Annotated in this window: 16 protein-coding genes and 1 CRISPR repeat array (1 of these 17 only partly in view); of the genes, 5 read left to right on the top strand and 11 right to left on the bottom strand. The window is 54.7% G+C overall.

Going from position 1 to position 18,686, the window contains the following annotated elements:
* Nucleotides 1-13: 13 nt before the first annotated feature.
* Nucleotides 14-1,009: a phosphate acetyltransferase gene (gene pta, locus SELIN_RS05425; RefSeq protein ID WP_013505670.1), complete on the bottom strand. Its 996-nt coding sequence runs from the start codon at nt 1,007-1,009 to the stop codon at nt 14-16.
* Between the two features lie 400 nt (nt 1,010-1,409).
* Here pta and SELIN_RS05420 point away from each other — a divergent pair, with 400 nt between their 5' ends.
* The gene (locus tag SELIN_RS05420; protein WP_013505669.1) at nt 1,410-2,990 is read left to right on the top strand and encodes a hypothetical protein; all 1,581 of its coding nucleotides are present in this window, start codon (nt 1,410-1,412) and stop codon (nt 2,988-2,990) included.
* A 39-nt stretch (nt 2,991-3,029) separates the two neighbouring features.
* Here the strand turns inward: SELIN_RS05420 and SELIN_RS13830 are convergent, their stop codons facing one another.
* Nucleotides 3,030-5,837 carry a response regulator gene (locus tag SELIN_RS13830; protein ID WP_049871094.1) on the bottom strand — a complete coding sequence of 936 codons (2,808 nt, stop codon included), beginning with the start codon at nt 5,835-5,837 and terminating at the stop codon, nt 3,030-3,032.
* 413 nt (nt 5,838-6,250) lie between these two features.
* Here SELIN_RS13830 and SELIN_RS05405 point away from each other — a divergent pair, with 413 nt between their 5' ends.
* On the top strand, nt 6,251-7,420 hold the full coding sequence (locus SELIN_RS05405) for a cysteine desulfurase family protein (RefSeq protein ID WP_013505667.1): 1,170 nt from the start codon (nt 6,251-6,253) through the stop codon (nt 7,418-7,420).
* Nucleotides 7,421-7,483: 63 nt separating this feature from the next.
* Here SELIN_RS05405 and SELIN_RS05400 read toward each other — a convergent pair whose 3' ends face one another.
* On the bottom strand, nt 7,484-8,257 hold the full coding sequence (locus SELIN_RS05400) for a class I SAM-dependent methyltransferase (protein WP_013505666.1): 774 nt from the start codon (nt 8,255-8,257) through the stop codon (nt 7,484-7,486).
* A gap of 265 nt (nt 8,258-8,522) precedes the next feature.
* The gene (locus SELIN_RS05395; protein WP_013505665.1) at nt 8,523-8,984 is read right to left on the bottom strand and encodes a host attachment protein; all 462 of its coding nucleotides are present in this window, start codon (nt 8,982-8,984) and stop codon (nt 8,523-8,525) included.
* 104 nt (nt 8,985-9,088) lie between these two features.
* On the opposite strand from SELIN_RS05395, the gene SELIN_RS05390 reads away from it, so the two are divergent.
* Together SELIN_RS05390 and SELIN_RS05385 are read left to right on the top strand one after the other, a co-directional pair.
* Nucleotides 9,089-9,709: a DJ-1/PfpI family protein gene (locus tag SELIN_RS05390; RefSeq protein ID WP_013505664.1), complete on the top strand. Its 621-nt coding sequence runs from the start codon at nt 9,089-9,091 to the stop codon at nt 9,707-9,709.
* A 2-nt stretch (nt 9,710-9,711) separates the two neighbouring features.
* Nucleotides 9,712-10,464, top strand: a complete 753-nt coding sequence (locus SELIN_RS05385; RefSeq protein WP_013505663.1) for an amidohydrolase family protein — start codon at nt 9,712-9,714, stop codon at nt 10,462-10,464.
* A gap of 133 nt (nt 10,465-10,597) precedes the next feature.
* Here SELIN_RS05385 and SELIN_RS05380 read toward each other — a convergent pair whose 3' ends face one another.
* Nucleotides 10,598-11,479 (bottom strand): hypothetical protein, encoded by an 882-nt coding sequence (locus SELIN_RS05380; RefSeq protein WP_013505662.1) that lies wholly within the window; start codon nt 11,477-11,479, stop codon nt 10,598-10,600.
* Between the two features lie 98 nt (nt 11,480-11,577).
* Between SELIN_RS05380 and SELIN_RS14600 the strand changes: the two genes are divergently transcribed.
* Nucleotides 11,578-11,850 (top strand): CRISPR-associated endonuclease Cas2, encoded by a 273-nt coding sequence (locus SELIN_RS14600; RefSeq protein ID WP_013505661.1) that lies wholly within the window; start codon nt 11,578-11,580, stop codon nt 11,848-11,850.
* Between the two features lie 68 nt (nt 11,851-11,918).
* On the opposite strand, the gene SELIN_RS05375 is transcribed toward SELIN_RS14600, so the two are convergent.
* From SELIN_RS05375 to SELIN_RS05350, 6 genes are all read right to left on the bottom strand, one after another.
* The gene (locus SELIN_RS05375) at nt 11,919-12,515 is read right to left on the bottom strand and encodes an outer membrane beta-barrel protein (RefSeq protein ID WP_013505660.1); all 597 of its coding nucleotides are present in this window, start codon (nt 12,513-12,515) and stop codon (nt 11,919-11,921) included.
* A 98-nt stretch (nt 12,516-12,613) separates the two neighbouring features.
* Nucleotides 12,614-12,889, bottom strand: a complete 276-nt coding sequence (gene cas2 / locus SELIN_RS05370) for a CRISPR-associated endonuclease Cas2 (RefSeq protein ID WP_013505659.1) — start codon at nt 12,887-12,889, stop codon at nt 12,614-12,616.
* A 3-nt stretch (nt 12,890-12,892) separates the two neighbouring features.
* Complete coding sequence (gene cas1, locus SELIN_RS05365; protein WP_013505658.1) at nt 12,893-13,894, bottom strand: CRISPR-associated endonuclease Cas1; 1,002 nt, start codon at nt 13,892-13,894, stop codon at nt 12,893-12,895.
* A 23-nt stretch (nt 13,895-13,917) separates the two neighbouring features.
* Nucleotides 13,918-14,157 (bottom strand): hypothetical protein, encoded by a 240-nt coding sequence (locus SELIN_RS05360; protein WP_013505657.1) that lies wholly within the window; start codon nt 14,155-14,157, stop codon nt 13,918-13,920.
* Between the two features lie 82 nt (nt 14,158-14,239).
* Nucleotides 14,240-14,623: a CRISPR-associated protein Csx20 gene (csx20, locus tag SELIN_RS05355; RefSeq protein WP_013505656.1), complete on the bottom strand. Its 384-nt coding sequence runs from the start codon at nt 14,621-14,623 to the stop codon at nt 14,240-14,242.
* Nucleotides 14,620-15,912, bottom strand: a complete 1,293-nt coding sequence (locus SELIN_RS05350; RefSeq protein ID WP_198007128.1) for a TM1812 family CRISPR-associated protein — start codon at nt 15,910-15,912, stop codon at nt 14,620-14,622. The genes csx20 and SELIN_RS05350 overlap by 4 nt, the downstream gene beginning before the upstream one ends.
* A gap of 96 nt (nt 15,913-16,008) precedes the next feature.
* Nucleotides 16,009-18,686: direct repeats of the CRISPR family, unit length 36 nt; unit sequence GTCTCAATCCCCGTCGTTTCCGACAGGTCTTCGGTC (it continues 1,238 nt past the right edge of the window).

Genomic DNA, 18,686 nt, shown 5'->3' with positions numbered 1-18,686 from the left:
TCTCGTAATTGTATTATTGCGCCTGGACGGCGGTGATGGCGGCAAGGTTGACGATATCCATGGCCTTGCATCCACGGGAAAGGTCGTTGACCGGCTTGGCCAGACCCTGAATGATGGGGCCGATGGCTTCAGCTCTGGCGTAGCGTTCAGTCAGTTTGTAGCCTATATTGCCGGCGTCCAGGGTGGGGAAGATGAGCACGTTGGCCTTGCCCGCCACGGGGCTGCCCGCCGCCTTACGCTCGCCGACAGAGGGGATGATAGCCGCGTCAAGCTGCAGTTCGCCGTCAACCATGAGTTTCGGATCCTTCTCCTGCACTATTTTGAGGGCGGTAAGCACTTTGTCCACATCCTCGTGTTTGGCCGAACCCTTGGTGGAGAAGCTGAGCATGGCGACGCGGGGCTCGACACCCAGGAAGGAGCGACAGCTCTGGGCAGTGGAAAGGGCGATTTCCGCCAGCTGTTCCGCGTTGGGATTGGGGTTGACCGCGCAGTCGGCAAAAATGGTCGACCCATTTTCGCCAAACTCGGGGGCCTGGGGGGTACACATGATGAAGCAGCTGGATACGGTTTTGATACCGGGCTGAAGGCCAATAACCCGCAAAGCGGAACGCAGCACATCCGCCGTCGTGTGACAGGCGCCGGTAACGCATCCATCAGCATCGCCACGCTCAACGGCCATGGCGCCATAGAAGAGAACATGCTTCATGGATTCCTGGGCCTCGTCCAGAGTCATGCCCTTGGACTTGCGCTTTTCCAGATATGCTTCCACGTAGGTTTCGTAGAGGGGGCTCTTCTCGGGATCAATGATATCAATACCGTCGGTGCTGAATCCTTGTTTGGAAAACTCCGCCACAATTGTGTCATAATTGCCCAGAAGCTTCACTTTGGTGATCTTTTCCCTGGTGAGAATGGCAGCCGCTTCTACGGTGCGGGGATCTTCCCCTTCCGGCAGAACAATTGTCTTGGGATTGGCCTTGGCCTTGGCAATAAAGCTTTCCAATACGCTCATCTGTACCCTCCTGAGTTAGGACGTTTTTTGCTTTTTTGGTAACTCTTCACGTTGTAGCAGCACACGCGCCCGCATTCCTCACGGAGACACTCGCTTTCGTCCATGGCTCGAGTCTCCGCCGCTCGCCATCCGGGCTCGCTCTCGGAACACAGGCGCTCCTGCTGAAATACAGCTGCGAGACCGTGAATGGTTACCTTTTTTGTAACATAGCATACTCCCAAATCATTGCACAACTTCACGGGATGAGTGGCACAAAAGAACAATTCGCGAACCAGCAGCAGGCATCATCCAAAGCCAAGCGCAAAGCATCCTGACGCAAATGAGGATTTTTCAGCAGCCTGTCAGTGAACCACCGGCCCGCATGTGCTATATTCGCCGTAAACCATGAGGAGTGTACCCCATGAAATTTCGACCGGCGCGGCAAAGAGCAGTCCTGCACAGGTTGACCGGCGCCTGCCTGCTCGTCTGCCTGTTCCTTCCAGCGATGGCCCACGCCCTGAACCAACTTACCGAAGAGGACACCATGAGTATTATCGCCCGTGATCTTGGAATACGCCTGGCAATACCCGCCGACTGGTTCGCCGAAGAAGCCACCCACGCCGACAGAATCTACATGGCCTCCCCTCAGATGGGCTATCGCTCCAGTATCGCTCTGAGCCTTGAACGCCTGGAATCACCCACACCAGAAGCCTTTGAAAAGCTCATCACGGGCGTCCCCGACGCTTTGGCCTCACGCCATCCGGACCTGAAAATCCTACGGCAGCAGAAGTTCATGCAGGACAACATGCCCGCGTGGTTCATCCGCTACCAGTGGAGCCATGATTCCGTCCCCCACTCCTTTGAACAGGTTACGGCCCTCATTGTCACAAACCTTGATCACGGCTCCGTCGTCCAGGTGGACGGATCAACCATAGCTCCCCTGGCCCAAGAGTACATGCCTCTCTTCGCGGATATCGTCAACTCCATTGAAGGACTGGGGGGCAACGAACAGCGCGATTTCCCTCCCCCTGGATATCGTACCCACTTCAGCTACCACACCCACGCCTCCCTGGCCCTTCCGGTGGAATGGGACCCCCAGGAAGAGTCAGGCTCCCACGCCATCTACCGCGAAGACATCGAAGACCGCGAAGAGGAAATCCAGCGCCCCGGTGTACTGGCCGTGCACCTGACCCGCCTGGCGCAGGCCGACGGCAGTGAGCCGCAAAAGCTGCTGGAACAGACTCGCCGGATTTCCCGTGCCGAACAGGCAGTGCTCAGCGAATCCCGTACCACCGTTGACGGACGCGACGCGACCACCATCACCCTGCGCTACCGCGACACTGAGCACGATCTCGACCTCTTCCTGCATCAAATCGCCTTTCTGGCCGGATCAATGCTCTACTCTCTGACCATGGTAGCGGAAGAAGCGCGCAAGGACGAGCTGCTGCCCGAAATGACCCGCGCCCTGCAGTCACTGCGCGTCATCCCCTTTGACGACAGTATGATAGCTCATTCGAAGGGAGGCCCCTTTCAGACCATTTTCGACGAGCGCCTCATGCTTTCCCTGATCATCCCTACCCCGTGGACCGGCCAGTGGGACGGGGAAAAACTCCTGCGCTTTTACGGACCGCCCCAGCCGGATTTTGACGACTATCGGCCCACTATCAGTTTTCAGGCCATTCCGGTAGAGGGATTTGGTTACGACTGGCTGGAAGAGGTGATTGCCACCCTTGGCCGTGACATGGAGGAGGAGTACAACCAGTACACCCTGGTGCTGGAAAATCGCTTTCTGACAGAAGATCTCGACCCCGCCCACCTGCGCCGCTACCAGTGGGTTGATGAAGAGAGCGGGCTGGGCTTCTCCCAGTTTCAGGTACTGCTCATGGCGAACTCACATATGTACATCATCAACGGGGCCACGCTGACCGAACTTGAGCGCCAGTTCATACCCACCCTGATGGACATTTTCCAGTCCCTGCGCGTCATCCCCCGAAGCGATTAAAGTCAATGCAGATGTACGGAAAATTGTGCAGAATAAAACTTACCGAGACGCCAGGCAGCTCTCAATCGCCCGCATCATCTCCCCGAAAACCGACACCACTTCACTGAGCGCCCGGTGCGCGTCACTGGAAGTGGTGTCCGCCAGAGCATTCTCCAAAGCTCCAGCGGCTGCGGAAAGCGCCCTGAAGCCAAGATAGGCCGATGAGCCTTTCAGGGCGTGCGCCAGGTGTCCGGCCTCGGCGACATCGCCCTGCTCCATGGCCTGGCGGATATTCACCACCATACTTCCCTGGCTGTCTGCGAAGAAGGCGAGGAATTCGCGGTAGGTATCCATATCGATCTCAAGCTTGTCCAGAATATCGGCCACATCTACTCCCGGCAGGGCGACGGCGCCGTCCATCACCCCACCATCAGGCCTGCCGAGAGTCGCATCGAGTGCACTTTCGCGGCCCGTCCATTTGCGCAGCGCGCTCTCCAGGAGCTTCCTGGACACCGGTTTGGCAATGTGGTCGTTCATACCGGCAGCTTTGCAGGCTTCCACATCGCTGTGCATGGCATTGGCCGTCATGGCGATAATGGGCATGGCATTCCAGCGGGGGTTGCGCCGAATCTGCCTGGTGGCGCTCAAGCCATCCATAACAGGCATGCGCATATCCATCAGCACCACGTCATAATCCTGCTGGTCAAGAATCGCCAACGCCTCCTGGCCATTGCAGACCAAGGTGATCTCCACTCCCATGCCGCGCAGCATGCCACTGGCAACTTCGCGGTTCAGGGCATTATCCTCCACCAGCAGCACCCGGACGCCTTCCAGAGACCCTTCCATTCCGGCGCTATCCAGAAGCGGCGATGTCATGCGGGTATCATAATCCCACACATCTTTCAGGGCTGGAACGTGCCGCTCCACGGAACGGAAGCGGACGCTGAAGGTAAAGGTGGAACCCTTTCCAGGTTCACTTTCCACCTGAATATCACCCCCCATCAGGTGCACCAGGCGGCGAGAGATAGCCAGACCCAGTCCGGTTCCCCCATATTTGCGGGTGATGGTGGTATCGGTCTGATTAAAGGATTCGAAGAGGTTCTCCATCTGCTCGTGACTCATGCCAATTCCCGTATCCCGGAACACAAAACGCAGAACCAGGTCGCCATCAACACCGGCTTCGCAGAAAAGCTCCAGGCTCACCGAGCCCTGCTCGGTGAACTTGACGGCATTCCCCGCGATGTTCAGCAGCACCTGTCCAAGGCGCATGGGATCACCAATCACCGTTGACGGCACTTCTTCATCCACAGTGACCGAATGCTTCAGGCCTTTCTCTTCCACTCGGAACTTGAGCAGATTAAACACCTTGTCAAGCACTTCCGCCAGTGGAAACTCAACCTGCTCCACTTCCAGCTTGCCTGCTTCGATTTTGGAGATATCAAGAATATCATTCAGAATATCCAGCAGTGACTCGGCCGCGGCATAGGACCTGCTGAGCATGTCGCGCTGCTCCGCCGAGAGCTGCGTCTGCAGGCACAGGTAGATCAGGCCAAGCACAGCGTTCATGGGAGTGCGGATTTCATGGCTCATATTGGCAAGAAACTCCGATTTCACGGCATTGGCCGCCTCTGCCTGCTGCCTGGCGGCCAGCATCTCCTGCTCCAGAAGCTTGCGCTCCGTCACATCGATGATCAGCCCTTCAAGAGCCACCACATCACCGCTGTCATTCAGGACAAAATCCCCCTGCTCGAAAAGCCACTTCGTCTGCCCACTGGCCGTGGTAATGGAATACTCCAGCCGCGCAGGCTGCCCCAGAGCGCGGGCGCGCTGCCAGGTCTGCCAGATCCATTCGTGATCAGCAGGATCGATCAGCTGATCAAAGGAGACCACCCGATTCTCCACCAGATCCTCAGGCCGGTAACCCGTCAGCTCAAAACAGCCTTCCGAGACAAACTCCATGGTCCAGGTGCGATCATAGCGGCAGCGATAGACCATGCCAGGCAGGTTGGAAATGAGCAGGGACTTGCTGCGTTCGCTCTCCTGCAGCGAGTGGTTCAGTCGCCGCAGGCGCATGTTCCAGTACATGGCAAGCGCAATCAGAAGGATCAGCCCAGCGGCGACGCGCAACACAAAGCCATAGTCAACGGGCTGGACAATGGTGATATTCACATGCCGGTTCACAATCTCTTCACGGTCGGCATGGGTAATGGTGGCGATAGCCCTGTCGAGAATATCCCGCAGCATGGGCTCGCTTTTCAGTACGCCCATGCGCAGGCGGTTGGTGTAGTGTTCGGGCGCCTGACCAGCTATTTTCAGATTGAAGAGCCCTTCCTTGCGAATGGTATAGGCGGAGATAGTCAGCGAGCGCAGCGTCAGGTCGGCATCTCGCCGGGATACGGCACTGAAGACGTCATTCTCCGTAGCCACATGCATGATCTCCAGGTTGGGAAAATCGCGGCGTACCCGCTCCTCCATGGAAGTGCCGCTGGGCAGCACCATGACCTTGCCCGTCAGCTGCGTCGCGTCAACTATATAGGGATGTTCCTCCCGGGTGATAAAGACATTGGGATCCACCAGCAGAGGCTCCGTGAAAAGCAGCCACTCCTGCCGCGCCGGGGTCTGGTTCAGGAAGGGCAGAATCAACACCTGACCGGAACGGGAAAGCTCCAGGGCCTCGTCCCAGTCGCGGGGAAACACATAGGAGAATTCGATTCCCAGACGCGAAGCCACCAGATCCAGCAAGTCCGCCGCAATACCCGTAAAGTTTCCCCGTTCATCCACATGTTCAAAGGGAACCCAGTCGGGGTCTGGAGCAACCGTTATGGGACCAAGAGCCTCAAGATACATCCGTTCGGCAGCCGTCAGCATAACAGCACCGGCCCATGCACCACACAGCATAGGCAGTAGCAGACAACCAATCAATAAACGACATATCCACTTCACGCCCATGACTTCAATACCAATATCCTTTACATTTTGAAACACCACGCAACGCAGAGTTGACCCGTCGCCGAATGACACAATACCACGAACCTGGCGGCAGGAGAATACCTTCCCGCACATTCGCCATCATGGTGGACAACCCAGGCGCAAACCTGACAATTCCCCTGTCACCTTTCCGACACACGCGCAATATGGCGAGGACACCATAACCAGACGCTGCCATTACTTATAGTTACGCGCCTGGAGAGTTTGGCGGGAGCCTTGCAGTGCCATCGGCAACGGTTCCTCATATTAACTGGCAGACAAGGCTTCTCAGCAGCCTGCAAAGGAGTATTACCATGAACACCGCCCCCGCCATATATCTCGATGCCATGGCCACCACGCCCTGCGATCCACGGGTGGTGGAAGCCATGCTCCCCTACTTCCACGAGCAGTTCGCCAATGCCTCCAGCACCGTGCATGCCCCCGGACAGTGCGCCTATGACGCCGTGGCCTCAGCCAGAAGAACCATCGCGTCATGCCTGGGCGCACAGGCCGAGGAAATCCTCTTCACCAGTGGCGCTACCGAAAGCAACAATATGGCCATCCTGGGAGCGGCCCGTGCCAATACCGGCAGCAGACGCACCATCCTCACCAGCGCCGTGGAACACCGCTCCGTACTGGAGCCCTGCCAGATGCTGGTATCCCAGGGGTACACCCTGAAAACCATCGGTGTCGACAACCAGGGCAGGCTCAAACACGATGAACTGCAACAGGCACTGGGAGACGATGTACTCCTGACAAGCATTCAGATGGCCAATAACGAAACCGGCGTTCTGCAGGACATTGCCACCATCAGCCGCCTGGCAAAAGCAGCTGGCGCCCTGGTGCATGTTGACGCCGCCCAGACCGCAGGTAAAATCCCCATAAACCTGCAGGCGCTTGATGTGGACTACCTCAGCTTGAGCGCCCATAAATTCTACGGACCCAAGGGGATTGGCGCCCTCTTTGTGCGTCGGGAAGCCGCAGCGCACCTCGGCCCCATCATGGGCGGCGGCACCCAGGAGCGCCGACTGCGTCCGGGAACCCTGAACGTGCCGGGAATCATCGGCATGGCACGGGCCTGCGAACTTGCCCTCGCCGACATGCAAAACGAGGGGAAGCGCATCGGAACGCTGCGCAACCTGCTGGAAAACCTGCTGATGGAGAAAATTCCGGAACTCATCACGAATGGAGACCGCGCCAGACGCCTGCCCTGCTGCACCAGCATTCGCTTTGCCCACACCGACGCCGCAGGCCTGATGCTGCAGGTGCCCCATGTGGCCATGAGCGCCGGAGCAGCCTGCTCATCGGGCAGCAGCGAACCCTCGCACGTGCTCCTGGCCATGGGACTGGATACAGACGAAGCCAGCCGCAGCCTGCGTCTGAGCCTTGGACGATTTACCACCGAGGAAGATATCCGCAGCGCCGCCGAAGCCATAGCCGAAGGATACGAAATGATGAGCCTGCTGACAGGCGTGGGAGCCTGAGCTCTTCGCCCGCAGCCAGTTCAACGCAAACCGCCCGCCGGAATACCCGGCGGGCGGTAATTCTTAATACTTCCTGGCCCGCACTGCCAGGAACAGGGGAATATCGCGGTTATCCGCATTTCCAGAAAATTTTCTGGAAATCTCCCCAGGAATCGCATATTCCTCGAAAGCATCGACCACAAGCCGCCTCTGGACTATTTCCCTGAAGTACTGACTCAAGGGCCGGTGGTAGCTGCGGGTTGTGCCCCGGCCCCGTTCATGGGGCTGCATAGGCACTTCAAGCGCGCTGAGATAGCGATCTATACGCCGATAATGCAGCTTGCGCTGCGCGTCCCAGCCCCAGCCACTCTGGCGTGGAACACGAAAACAGGGATGGGTCATGAATATCACCAGCTGCCCACCTGGCCGCAAGGCCCAGGCAGCGCTGTCAATGGCTCCCTCCAGAGGGTGGATATCCTGGAGACTCAGCAGAAACACGACACCATCAAAACTCCCCTCGTCAAGCTCCGGATGTCCCTGCAGCGCGGTGGCATCACCCGACAGAAACCGCGTTCTGTCACCGCCGTTATGCCGCCTGGCAAAGTGCAGGAGCTTGCGACTACAGTCAATTCCCGTGTACCAGGCCCCACGCCTGCAGATATGCTGTGCCAGGGCACCTGGCCCACAGCCCATATCAAGGATATGCTGACCTTCACGGGGGTTCATCAGCCCCATCACAGCTGGAATCGCCAGCTTACGATGATAGACGCTGCCGCCGGCACCGGCCCACCCGGTATACCAGTGCGCAACGCCCTCCCAGCCCTCGCTGGATACATGCTTTTTCTGAATTTTCGCCATGTGCTCGCCTTTCCTTTCTGAGAGAGAAAAAAGAGCGACGCGGCGAAAAGCGGATCAACAGACTACTGAAAAATTCCGCATTCGCCGCGTCAGGCGAAGCGGATACGACAAAAACAAATACCGTACATTCTCACGGTGTCCCTCCCTGAATCAAAACAAGCATTCGTGAGCGGCTTGCTGGAGCAAAAAATACATTTTCCGTACACCCAAGCAACCCGCAAGACATCACCATCACCGATGGTGACGCAGCCGCCTGAAAAACTCCTCACTTCAGATACTGGGGCAGCTTTTCGCGCAGCTCCCGCGCATCCAGTCGAGTATAATCTTTATCAATCTCGGCGACAACCACAGACGCCACCTCTGCGCCAAGGTGCTTGCGCAGCTCTCCCAGAAAGGCGGGTGGAGCAACCACATACAGCTTCTCCAGTTCCCCCTGCTTACGCCGCTCCTGCAGATTCTGCGTCAGTTCACGGGCGAATACCGCCGTTTCCTGCTCTTTGGGAGTTGTGGTTTCCGCCATGGCACTGCGCCCGGTACCGGCACTCTGGAAGCTGCGCCCCTGGCGGTCACTGCTCAGATCCTGCTGGCGCAGCCGCGCAGCGGGATTGACCAGGGACTCCAGCTCCATCAGTGGCCCCGTGGGACTTTCCACCGCCAGCAGACGAGCACGGGAGGCATCGGCAACGAGAATGATCACCTTGGACATCTGGAAATGGGGAGTGTTCATGGAATCTCCTTTCAGCACGTGTTGACTCAAAGGTGCGGGTTCAGCTTCAATTTTTCAAGCCCGCCAGGTATACTTTGAACACGAAAATCCCCCCGGAGGCCACCATGAAACGCCTGATGACCGGAATTGTAATCTTTGACGACATTGAAGTTCTGGACTTCTGCGGCCCCTTCGAAGTGCTGTCGGTAACACGCCTGAACGAAGCCCGCCGTCGCGAAGAGCCTTCCCCCTTTGATGTGCGCCTGATTGCCCCCCAAGGCAAAAATGTCACCACCGCCGGCGGCATGCAGGTGCTGGCACAGCATACCTTTGCCGACACTCCCCCCCTGGATATCCTTGTGGTTCCCGGGGGCTGGGGAGTACGCCGGGAGCTGGAAAACCCCGCCATGGCCCCATGGCTGCGCCAGCAGGCACAGCAGGTCACACTGCTCACCGCCGTCTGCACCGGTTCCATGCTCCTGGGCCAGGCCGGACTGCTGGATGGACATCACGCCACCACCCACTGGAAGAGCCTTGACTGGATGCGCCAGACCTTCCCCGGCATACAGGTGGACGCCCAACACCACGTGGTGGAAGATGGCCATATCATCACCAGCGCCGGCATTTCAGCGGGCATCGACATGGCCCTGCGCATCGTCGCCCGCTGCTGGGGCGAAGACGTCGCCACCGCCACGGCACGGCACATGGAGTACCTGCCCAACCAGGAAAACATCCGCAGGGTGTAGCCATGAAGATCTTCGACGCCCACCTGCACATCATCGACCCCCGCTTCCCCATCGTCCCCAACCAGGGGTATCTGCCCCCGACCTTCACCTGTCACGACTACCTGGAACGCATACAGAACTACGAACTGGCAGGTGGAGCCATCGTATCCGGCTCATTCCAGGCCTTCGACCAGCAGTACCTGCTGGACGCCCTGAAACAGCTTGGTCCGGCCTTTGTCGGCGTTACTCAGCTCCCCGTCACTACCAGCGACGAAGAAATCCTGCACCTGGACACCGCCGGCGTGCGGGCCGTGCGCTTTAATCTGCGCCGGGGTGGCTCTGAAAGTCTGGAACAGCTCCAGACCATGGCCGATCGCATCCACGAGCTGGTGAAATGGCATGTGGAACTCTACGTGGACAGCCGCGAACTGGGCGAACTCTACCGTACCCTCAGCACCCTGCCCGCCGTCAGTATCGATCACCTGGGGCTCAGCCGCGACGGCTTCCATCTGCTGTGCCAGCTGGTGGAAAAAGGCGTCCGGGTGAAAGCCACCGGATTCGGCCGAGTGGACTTCGACATACCCGACGCCCTGCAGCGCATCCACCGCATCAACCCCGCCGCTCTGCTCTTCGGAACCGACCTGCCCTCAACCAGAGCCCCCCGCCCCTACACCGACGAAGACGCCATGCTGGTGGCGCGCACCATGGATGAAGACGCTGCCGAGCGCATCCTCTGGCGCAACGCCCAGGAGTGGTACCACCGAGGCCAGGTATAATTGAACAGCAGAAGACAACAGAACCTTCTGCATAAAAAATCGACGTTATCCTAGTGGCGTTTCATGGCGTTCATCTGCGGTGCTCCCCACAGTCTTTCGCCTTTATCTGCGGATAAACTTATTTTAATCGGGTTCACGCTTCCGGCTCCTCCAGCTCCCAGCCCTCCACCACGCGGTCTGAAAGCACGCCGAGACGGTACACATCCACCGGCGAATCTTCATCCTTTTCTATACTCAGGTGCAGCCGCACAATCTCTTCGCACTGGCGCAGATGGCTGTTGATTTTGGAAACATTCTGCTTGAAACGCTCATAGAAGGATTTCCCATCATCAAGCATGGCCCGGTACGTATCAAACTGGGATGAGCGCTCGCAGAAATCATTGAAAGCCTGAGTGTAGTCTTCGCGCATATCCAGATAGCAACCGTTTTCCACCATGAAGGCATACATGGCCGCCTGCTGCATAGGCAGCTCTATATGATGATCCAGGAAATGGATGGTACGCCCCTGAATATCCAGCCGCGGCCTGGGGCAGTCGGCGTTCAGCGGAACCAGTTCGCAGATCTGCCCCTCGTGGTGAATCACATTGCCCGCCGGGTCAACGGTCACCGCATCCCTCTCCGGCAGGAAGGATTTCTCCTGAAACTCCTTGCGGGTGCGCACCGTATACGCCTCCATATCTCCCAGGTACCGGGCAAAGTGCCAGGTCATCCAGTTGGTGCCGCTGGCAATCATGGCGATGGGGTTCTCGCCCGCCAGACGCAACACCTTTTCCACATTCTTGCGGTACTCCCGCTGATCGGAAGCACTGCCCTTGGCGCTGACGTACATGCCAAATATCCGGCGCGGAATATCCGGAAAAAAGCGATTCAGCAGTTTGTCAATCTCGGGAACCAGCGAGAAAGTGGTCAACACAAATACCTCGCCGATTTCACAGCGTTCACGCACCATGGAAATCCCCATGGTCATAGGCTGATAGATATTGCCCGACTGAATAATGAGATTACGTGAAGACATGGAGGCTCCTTGTGAAAACACTCAGGAAAAATCCTGTGACCCCTGAGCTGGCATGACAACGTTATATATACAGTATACCTTATCATAGGAGGAAACCCATGGATTACATCATTACCTGCTTTGTTCCTGAAAAAAAACGCCGTGAACGACTAATCAGAATACTGCAAAGTTTCCATATTCCAACAGATCACAATATAGTTACCTGCAATTTAACCACCCTGCAGGCAAAACAATTACGTTCTGCACTGGAGCTTGTGATAGAGCCAGACCTCGATGAAATACGCATCTACACCCCATGCCCTTATTGTGAACAGCAAGTTATTACCATCGGGACAGGACTCAGTAGAATGGCAAAAACTCAAGCACCGTGAAGATGACTCTTCACGGTGCTATAAACGACACTACCCACAAACCCCTCAACAACTCCACTAATATACCATCAAAAGTAAAACTTAATCCCCATATTCAGCGCGGACATAGAATAATCTGACTCATTAACATACAGCATATATTCAATATTCAGCGCAACATCACTCCTCACTTTCCAGTCAAAACCAAAACCATAGGAAAGCCCGCTGTCAGACTCTGACGCACTTTCACTGTAATATCCCCATGAATTATCATATTCCTGATACCTCACGCTGGTCTCAAGTTTCGTAAATCCTAGCACTCCATAGATACTACCAACATTTTCAAGGGGGACATGTCCAATGACATAAGCACCTATCAGACTTTTCAATCCAAGAGTCACCTTGGCTTCACCCCAACTTGCATCATAGGAATGGCTGTCATCTGATATCTCAAGAGCCAGCCGCCCTTCAACTGCAATGCCCTCCTTCACAAAAATCCCCAACCGACCTGTCAAGGCAGCGGGCGAATAGCTCTCGGACACACCATCCAAGTCATAGTCCATCATGGTATAACTCAGGCCACCGTATTTCGTACCCTCGCTAAGGTGTGATGCATTGGCAGCCATCGCCACACTCCCGATTACCAAAAATGCCCTGATAAATTTCCTGAGGAAACATCTTCCCATACACAGCTCCTTAAAAGTAGTATAAGGAAACTGTACCAGAGCACATCACCATGGAAGGTTTCGGGAATATTCCTGAAATATCGATCAAACAAAATAGTTCAAATTACAATAATCTCCTCACTGCGATTAAAATCTCCAATACCCATACCCATCACCTTTTCCTGGCATCCTTTACATAACGGATACACCCGCAAGTCGTCTTCACTGGGGTCAATCATAAACTCCAGCATCGTCAGTAACCCTTTCATCTGCTCGGGCTGCACGTCACACTCGAAAACACTGCGCTGAGCATTCACACCATAGCCTTTTAATGCCTTGTGCAGGCGTGTGCGCCTTTTCGTACTGGGTATATCGTAAGCGATAATAACAATCATGATTCAGTTCTGAGGCCGCACAAATGGCTGGTAAGAGGGTTCGCTTTCAAACAGAGACTTGCTGAGCTTTTGCGCCTGCTGCTGAATAATACGCCGGTAAGAATGTCGTTTGCCGTCGTATATCGTCCCTCCTCGAATCTTACGTTCGAAAGCCCGGTAAAAGACTTCCCGCGCAGGCTCTGTGAGTATAACTGCACCATCCTCCTGGTATTCAAAGCTCTCAGCTTTCACCTGTTTCAAATTCACCAGTTTGACCACAAGCTCATCCACCACAAAGCGAAACTCTTCCTGTAAATCGCAGGCAAGTGAAGGACGCCCATATTCAGCACTGTGCAGATAGCCCACATAGGCATCAAGCCCAGTACTCTGTAATGCTGTAATGACCTCCGCGAGGAGCACTGTGTATCCAAGACTCAACATAGCATTGATGGGATCCAGGGGCGGACGGCGGCTTCTTTTGCGAAATTGAAATTCTCTGTCTTCAAAAATCGACCCAAACGCCTGAAAGTATGTGGCAGCACAGGCTCCCTCAATACCACGAATTTCGTCTGTGTTGGTGGCTTTGTCCAAGCCCTGCAATGTCGCCTTGATCTGGACAATCGCATCCTCAATAACACGATTCTCATGGTAGCGATTATGCTTAGCCAGAAAATAACGCAGGTTATTCACCTTCTGCCGCACAATTACCCTGGCCAGCCCATTGCGATACGCTGGATTGGCATAGCGCTCGTATTGCTTCATACGGGCAAAAACATTTTTTCCTTCCATTCCGCAAAGTTGCCCTTTATAGCACCCCGACGTAGTAGCAAAATGTGTGGGAATACTTGCGTCAAGCAAGAAGTCCATGGCACTTTGAGCCAAGGTGGTGCGCCCAACAATCAGCAACCGCTCAATATTCATCTTAGGAATACTCCAGCTCAGATTGTCATCTTTCGATGTAATAATCAGCTGGTTGGTCTTGTACTGAATATGGGAACCCTGCTCGTCAACAACGACTGTTGCCATTTTGCCATCCTCATCGGGGTATATTAAAAAGGGTTGTGATCAAAAACCTCCACCAGCCCAGCAATTGGGCACTCATAATAGAGACTTGACAGGTACTGCCCAAGATGATGGGCCAACTGCATCGACAGCCATGACGGCGGACTACCAGTAAGTGTCAAATCACGGCTGTGCTGCACCTCTGCGAGTACTGATTGCAACAAATCATCCATCCCTTCCCTATCCTGAGGCCAGGGAAGGAAGCCATCAAGATCAAGACGTACCATTGCTGCCTCCATGTGTTTTCACTGATTATGGAGTCCGTAGTGGATGAAGAGTCATTCGGGAAAATTTCTGAATTGAGAAGACTCAGTAACGGCGAAAACGCACGTGGGCAAACAGGCTCTTCTTGACAACGGCACCACCGGCATCCCGCTCCTCCGCCACAACCCGGCGGCTGGTGGAGTAGAGGGGGGTAATCCCGGTGGAGTGGCAGAAGTTCACCAGATCCCAGGTAGCACCGAAATCACCTGTCACCAGAGCCATGTCGCCGGGACGGGCGTTGGCTGTCAGCCACTGCTTCACGGGTTCCAGCAATGGGCGGATATCCTCCAGCTCCGGGGGCAGGTTGCTCCACAGCTGCTGCAGCTCAGGTGGTAGGGGCACAAAGCTTACCACGCCAAGGCTTGCACGGGCGTCGCGTTCCTGCTCGGCGGTGAGGCGGTGGGAGAAGAGGAGGTAGAGGGTTTTCATCGGCGAGTCCCCATCCCTCGTTGAAGCTTCTCTGCATCACTCAGGCCAGACGGTATAGCCAAAATGTTGCGTTTGATACAGACTTCCTCAAATCGCCTGATAAATTTTGCAATCCGACTATAGGTATCGCCATATGTGTTTTCCGCATTGCCATGGGCTAAATCATTACGGAAAGCCTGAACATCCTTGACGAGTTGTGCAAAATCGCTGACTGACTTTTCATCAAGGAGCTTTCGGTTTTTATAACCATTCTCAACCAGAGGGTGAAGGCTTCTTTTTCGATTGTCATTAAGCGTGGAGTGCCACTTCTGGGGGTGTAGAAACACATCACGGGCAGCCTTCGTTGCCTCATAGTGATTATGGCTGCGCAAAGACTTATCACTAATGGATTCCAGCGTGTAGCTCCCAATGGCCTCATGCAGTAAAGTCAGGGAGTTAAGAAGATATCCCCGCTCAGCCAATAACCGTGCCAGGCTGTAAAATTTAAGAGACTCTCTTTCTTGCTGCAAGCAATCCTGAACCTTCTGGATATGAGTATCAACTCTTTCCAGCAACCTGCCAAAGCTTTGATTTGGAGTATCATCAGAATCGGAAATACTCTGGAGCCTTTCCCGAATCTGATTCAGCAGAGAGTTGTTGCCACGCACCAGATAGTTCAGAGAATTTGCTAAGATATGCCGAGAGAACTCCTGTAATAGTCGAATAAGCTCAGTTAAACGCCCATCGCGAACAGCGGCAGTCGCGGCAACCGTGTAATTGCGATCAAAAGTGTGAAGCACATAAGTCACATTGGCAATATCCAGATACTTTCGTAAATCGATAATTTCATAGCGTTTGCGCGGATCAATCTCTTTGGCAAACAGGATATGACGAATTTTCTCACTGTGCGTAATATTATGAATAATCATACTGACAGTTGCCAAAATCGGCAGGTGACGAAAACCATGGCTGACATCAAGAATGACCTCATCCGCAGCCCCTAAAATGGTATTAATAGTCGCGAAAGTGGCTTCGAAGTCATCTTCTTCAATAATAACAGCCTCTTCAAGGCATGAATAATCTAATCCCTCGGCTTCAAGAACATCCCTTTGCACTCGCAGAGCTTCCCTGGTCGCAATGGGAACCAAGGAGAATCCTATATCCTGCGATAGCCTAACTATAATCGGTAATGTATTTGAATATTGAGAACCATGCAGGGAAAAGCAGCTAGCCAGCTCACCCGACAAAGCATAACTCGCTCGCTCGCTCAGATCAGCTGGAGCTTTAATTGTACCAAGCATGGTCACCATGCAGCACTTTCCCATGACACCTCCATTCACAGTTCTGAGGAATTCCACATCAAATCAAGCATTCTACACTACTTGCAAGCCAGCCGGGAATAACAACTTTTAATCCCCGCTGTTTCCAGCAGGTCTTCGGTCGGAATATGTTTCGTGCGAAGAATATCTTGAGCATGTCTCAATCCCCGTCGTTTCCGACAGGTCTTCGGTCGTCAATGGCGAATTATCCTGCTATCATCAACGGCTTTGTCTCAATCCCCGTCGTTTCCGACAGGTCTTCGGTCACTAAACGCCACGTTTCAATAGAACTTGGAAAGGCGTCTCAATCCCCGTCGTTTCCGACAGGTCTTCGGTCCCGGCCTCAAGGCGGTTGCCCTGAAGATCGCCTTCGGGGTCTCAATCCCCGTCGTTTCCGACAGGTCTTCGGTCGAAAGAGATTAAGGGTATTAAGGGCATCAACAAGTCTGTCTCAATCCCCGTCGTTTCCGACAGGTCTTCGGTCGTAACTGAAATGAACGTGCCGACTATTGACCCTGAGTCTCAATCCCCGTCGTTTCCGACAGGTCTTCGGTCGTACCCATTCAAAAAAGTAACGTGGCAACCGTCGCGTGTCTCAATCCCCGTCGTTTCCGACAGGTCTTCGGTCGTGGCTCTCCAAAAGATGGTACGGAGACAGCAGATGTCTCAATCCCCGTCGTTTCCGACAGGTCTTCGGTCACTACAGCACTCGTCCCCAGGATATACTGGAAGGGTCTCAATCCCCGTCGTTTCCGACAGGTCTTCGGTCTTTATGGAATTAGTGGAGAGGTAAAGTCGTTTTGGTCTCAATCCTCGTCGTTTCCGACAGGTCTTCGGTCTTATCAACCTGACCCCACACGCAATCTTTGAGGCGTCTCAATCCCCGTCGTTTCCGACAGGTCTTCGGTCACATTCAACGCTGTTTACTGTGGATTTAACAACGGCAGGTCTCAATCCCCGTCGTTTCCGACAGGTCTTCGGTCGGCAGCGACACGATCACCATCACACGCTGCTGGTACGTCTCAATCCCCGTCGTTTCCGACAGGTCTTCGGTCGTGCATGATGTTTAGAGACAAGTTTCAAGACTACATATCGTCTCAATCCCCGTCGTTTCCGACAGGTCTTCGGTCTGCGCTGGCTCGGAGCATATGGGCACGGCTCCGAGTCTCAATCCCCGTCGTTTCCGACAGGTCTTCGGTCTGCGTTGAAGCTGGCCTTCGGAGATGGCAACCCCAGTCTCAATCCCCGTCGTTTCCGACAGGTCTTCGGTCCCAGTTAAATATATTCAAGAGGTGATTTATGTTGTCTCAATCCCCGTCGTTTCCGACAGGTCTTCGGTCCCAGACTATATATCAGATGTTTATGTCGTCCGGTATGTCTCAATCCCCGTCGTTTCCGACAGGTCTTCGGTCGATACCAAAACTAAGGAGGTCGACGAAAAAACTGGCAGGTCTCAATCCCCGTCGTTTCCGACAGGTCTTCGGTCTGAGGACAGCCCTTTAAAAATGGCCTACTGGCCTACGTCTCAATCCCCGTCGTTTCCGACAGGTCTTCGGTCGCAATGGGAGCGTGTGATATGGCACCGTGGCTAGTGGCTTGTCTCAATCCCCGTCGTTTCCGACAGGTCTTCGGTCAACCAGGCCGATATCAGCGCAGTTGCGCTGAAGTTGGTCTCAATCCCCGTCGTTTCCGACAGGTCTTCGGTCTAAAGGGGTGTAGCATGAAACGATTTATACTTGACGTCTCAATCCCCGTCGTTTCCGACAGGTCTTCGGTCACCGTGGTTAGTGGCCTATACAGTTACCCTGTTCATGTCTCAATCCCCGTCGTTTCCGACAGGTCTTCGGTCTAGAAGTTATTGGCGACCATGGCGTCGTTAACAAAGTCTCAATCCCCGTCGTTTCCGACAGGTCTTCGGTCGGGAGTGATGCATGACTGGAACAGGCGCGCAGCGTCTCAATCCCCGTCGTTTCCGACAGGTCTTCGGTCATCCGTAATCATTTCATTGAGTTGGGTTACACCGCTGTCTCAATCCCCGTCGTTTCCGACAGGTCTTCGGTCGAAGGCGACTAGCCGAATTCCGATTCTGACGAGGGCGTCTCAATCCCCGTCGTTTCCGACAGGTCTTCGGTCCTATATGTGTCATGGTTGATGGTAAATCCGTCAACCGTCTCAATCCCCGTCGTTTCCGACAGGTCTTCGGTCAGCGAGAATCAATCATAGCAGAGCTGAGGAAGCGTCTCAATCCCCGTCGTTTCCGACAGGTCTTCGGTCCAAACAACGTCTTATCAAGAATCTTATGTTGAACGTCTCAATCCCCGTCGTTTCCGACAGGTCTTCGGTCTGAGGAGGTTCTGGTTTTTCGGGCTGCCGCAGGGAATGTCTCAATCCCCGTCGTTTCCGACAGGTCTTCGGTCTCGGTGGCGAACCTCAGCCGGGTGAGGACTATGAGTCTCAATCCCCGTCGTTTCCGACAGGTCTTCGGTCGCGCACAGCCCGGTTATAAAGCTCCCTAAACTGGTCTCAATCCCCGTCGTTTCCGACAGGTCTTCGGTCACAAGTTCTTCAGGAGCCAGGAGGAACTGCGAAGCCGTCTCAATCCCCGTCGTTTCCGACAGGTCTTCGGTCGCGAGAACTTTCCGAAACAACATCCGGAGGTTTTGATCTCTGTCTCAATCCCCGTCGTTTCCGACAGGTCTTCGGTCAATTTACAAGATGCCTATTTGCAAGACGCCAATTTGCGTCTCAATCCCCGTCGTTTCCGA

This window comes from Desulfurispirillum indicum S5, assembly GCF_000177635.2.
Classification (GTDB): domain Bacteria; phylum Chrysiogenota; class Chrysiogenetes; order Chrysiogenales; family Chrysiogenaceae; genus Desulfurispirillum; species Desulfurispirillum indicum.
Note: the sequence above shows the minus strand (reverse complement) of the source record. Positions and strands in the feature narration are given on the sequence as shown.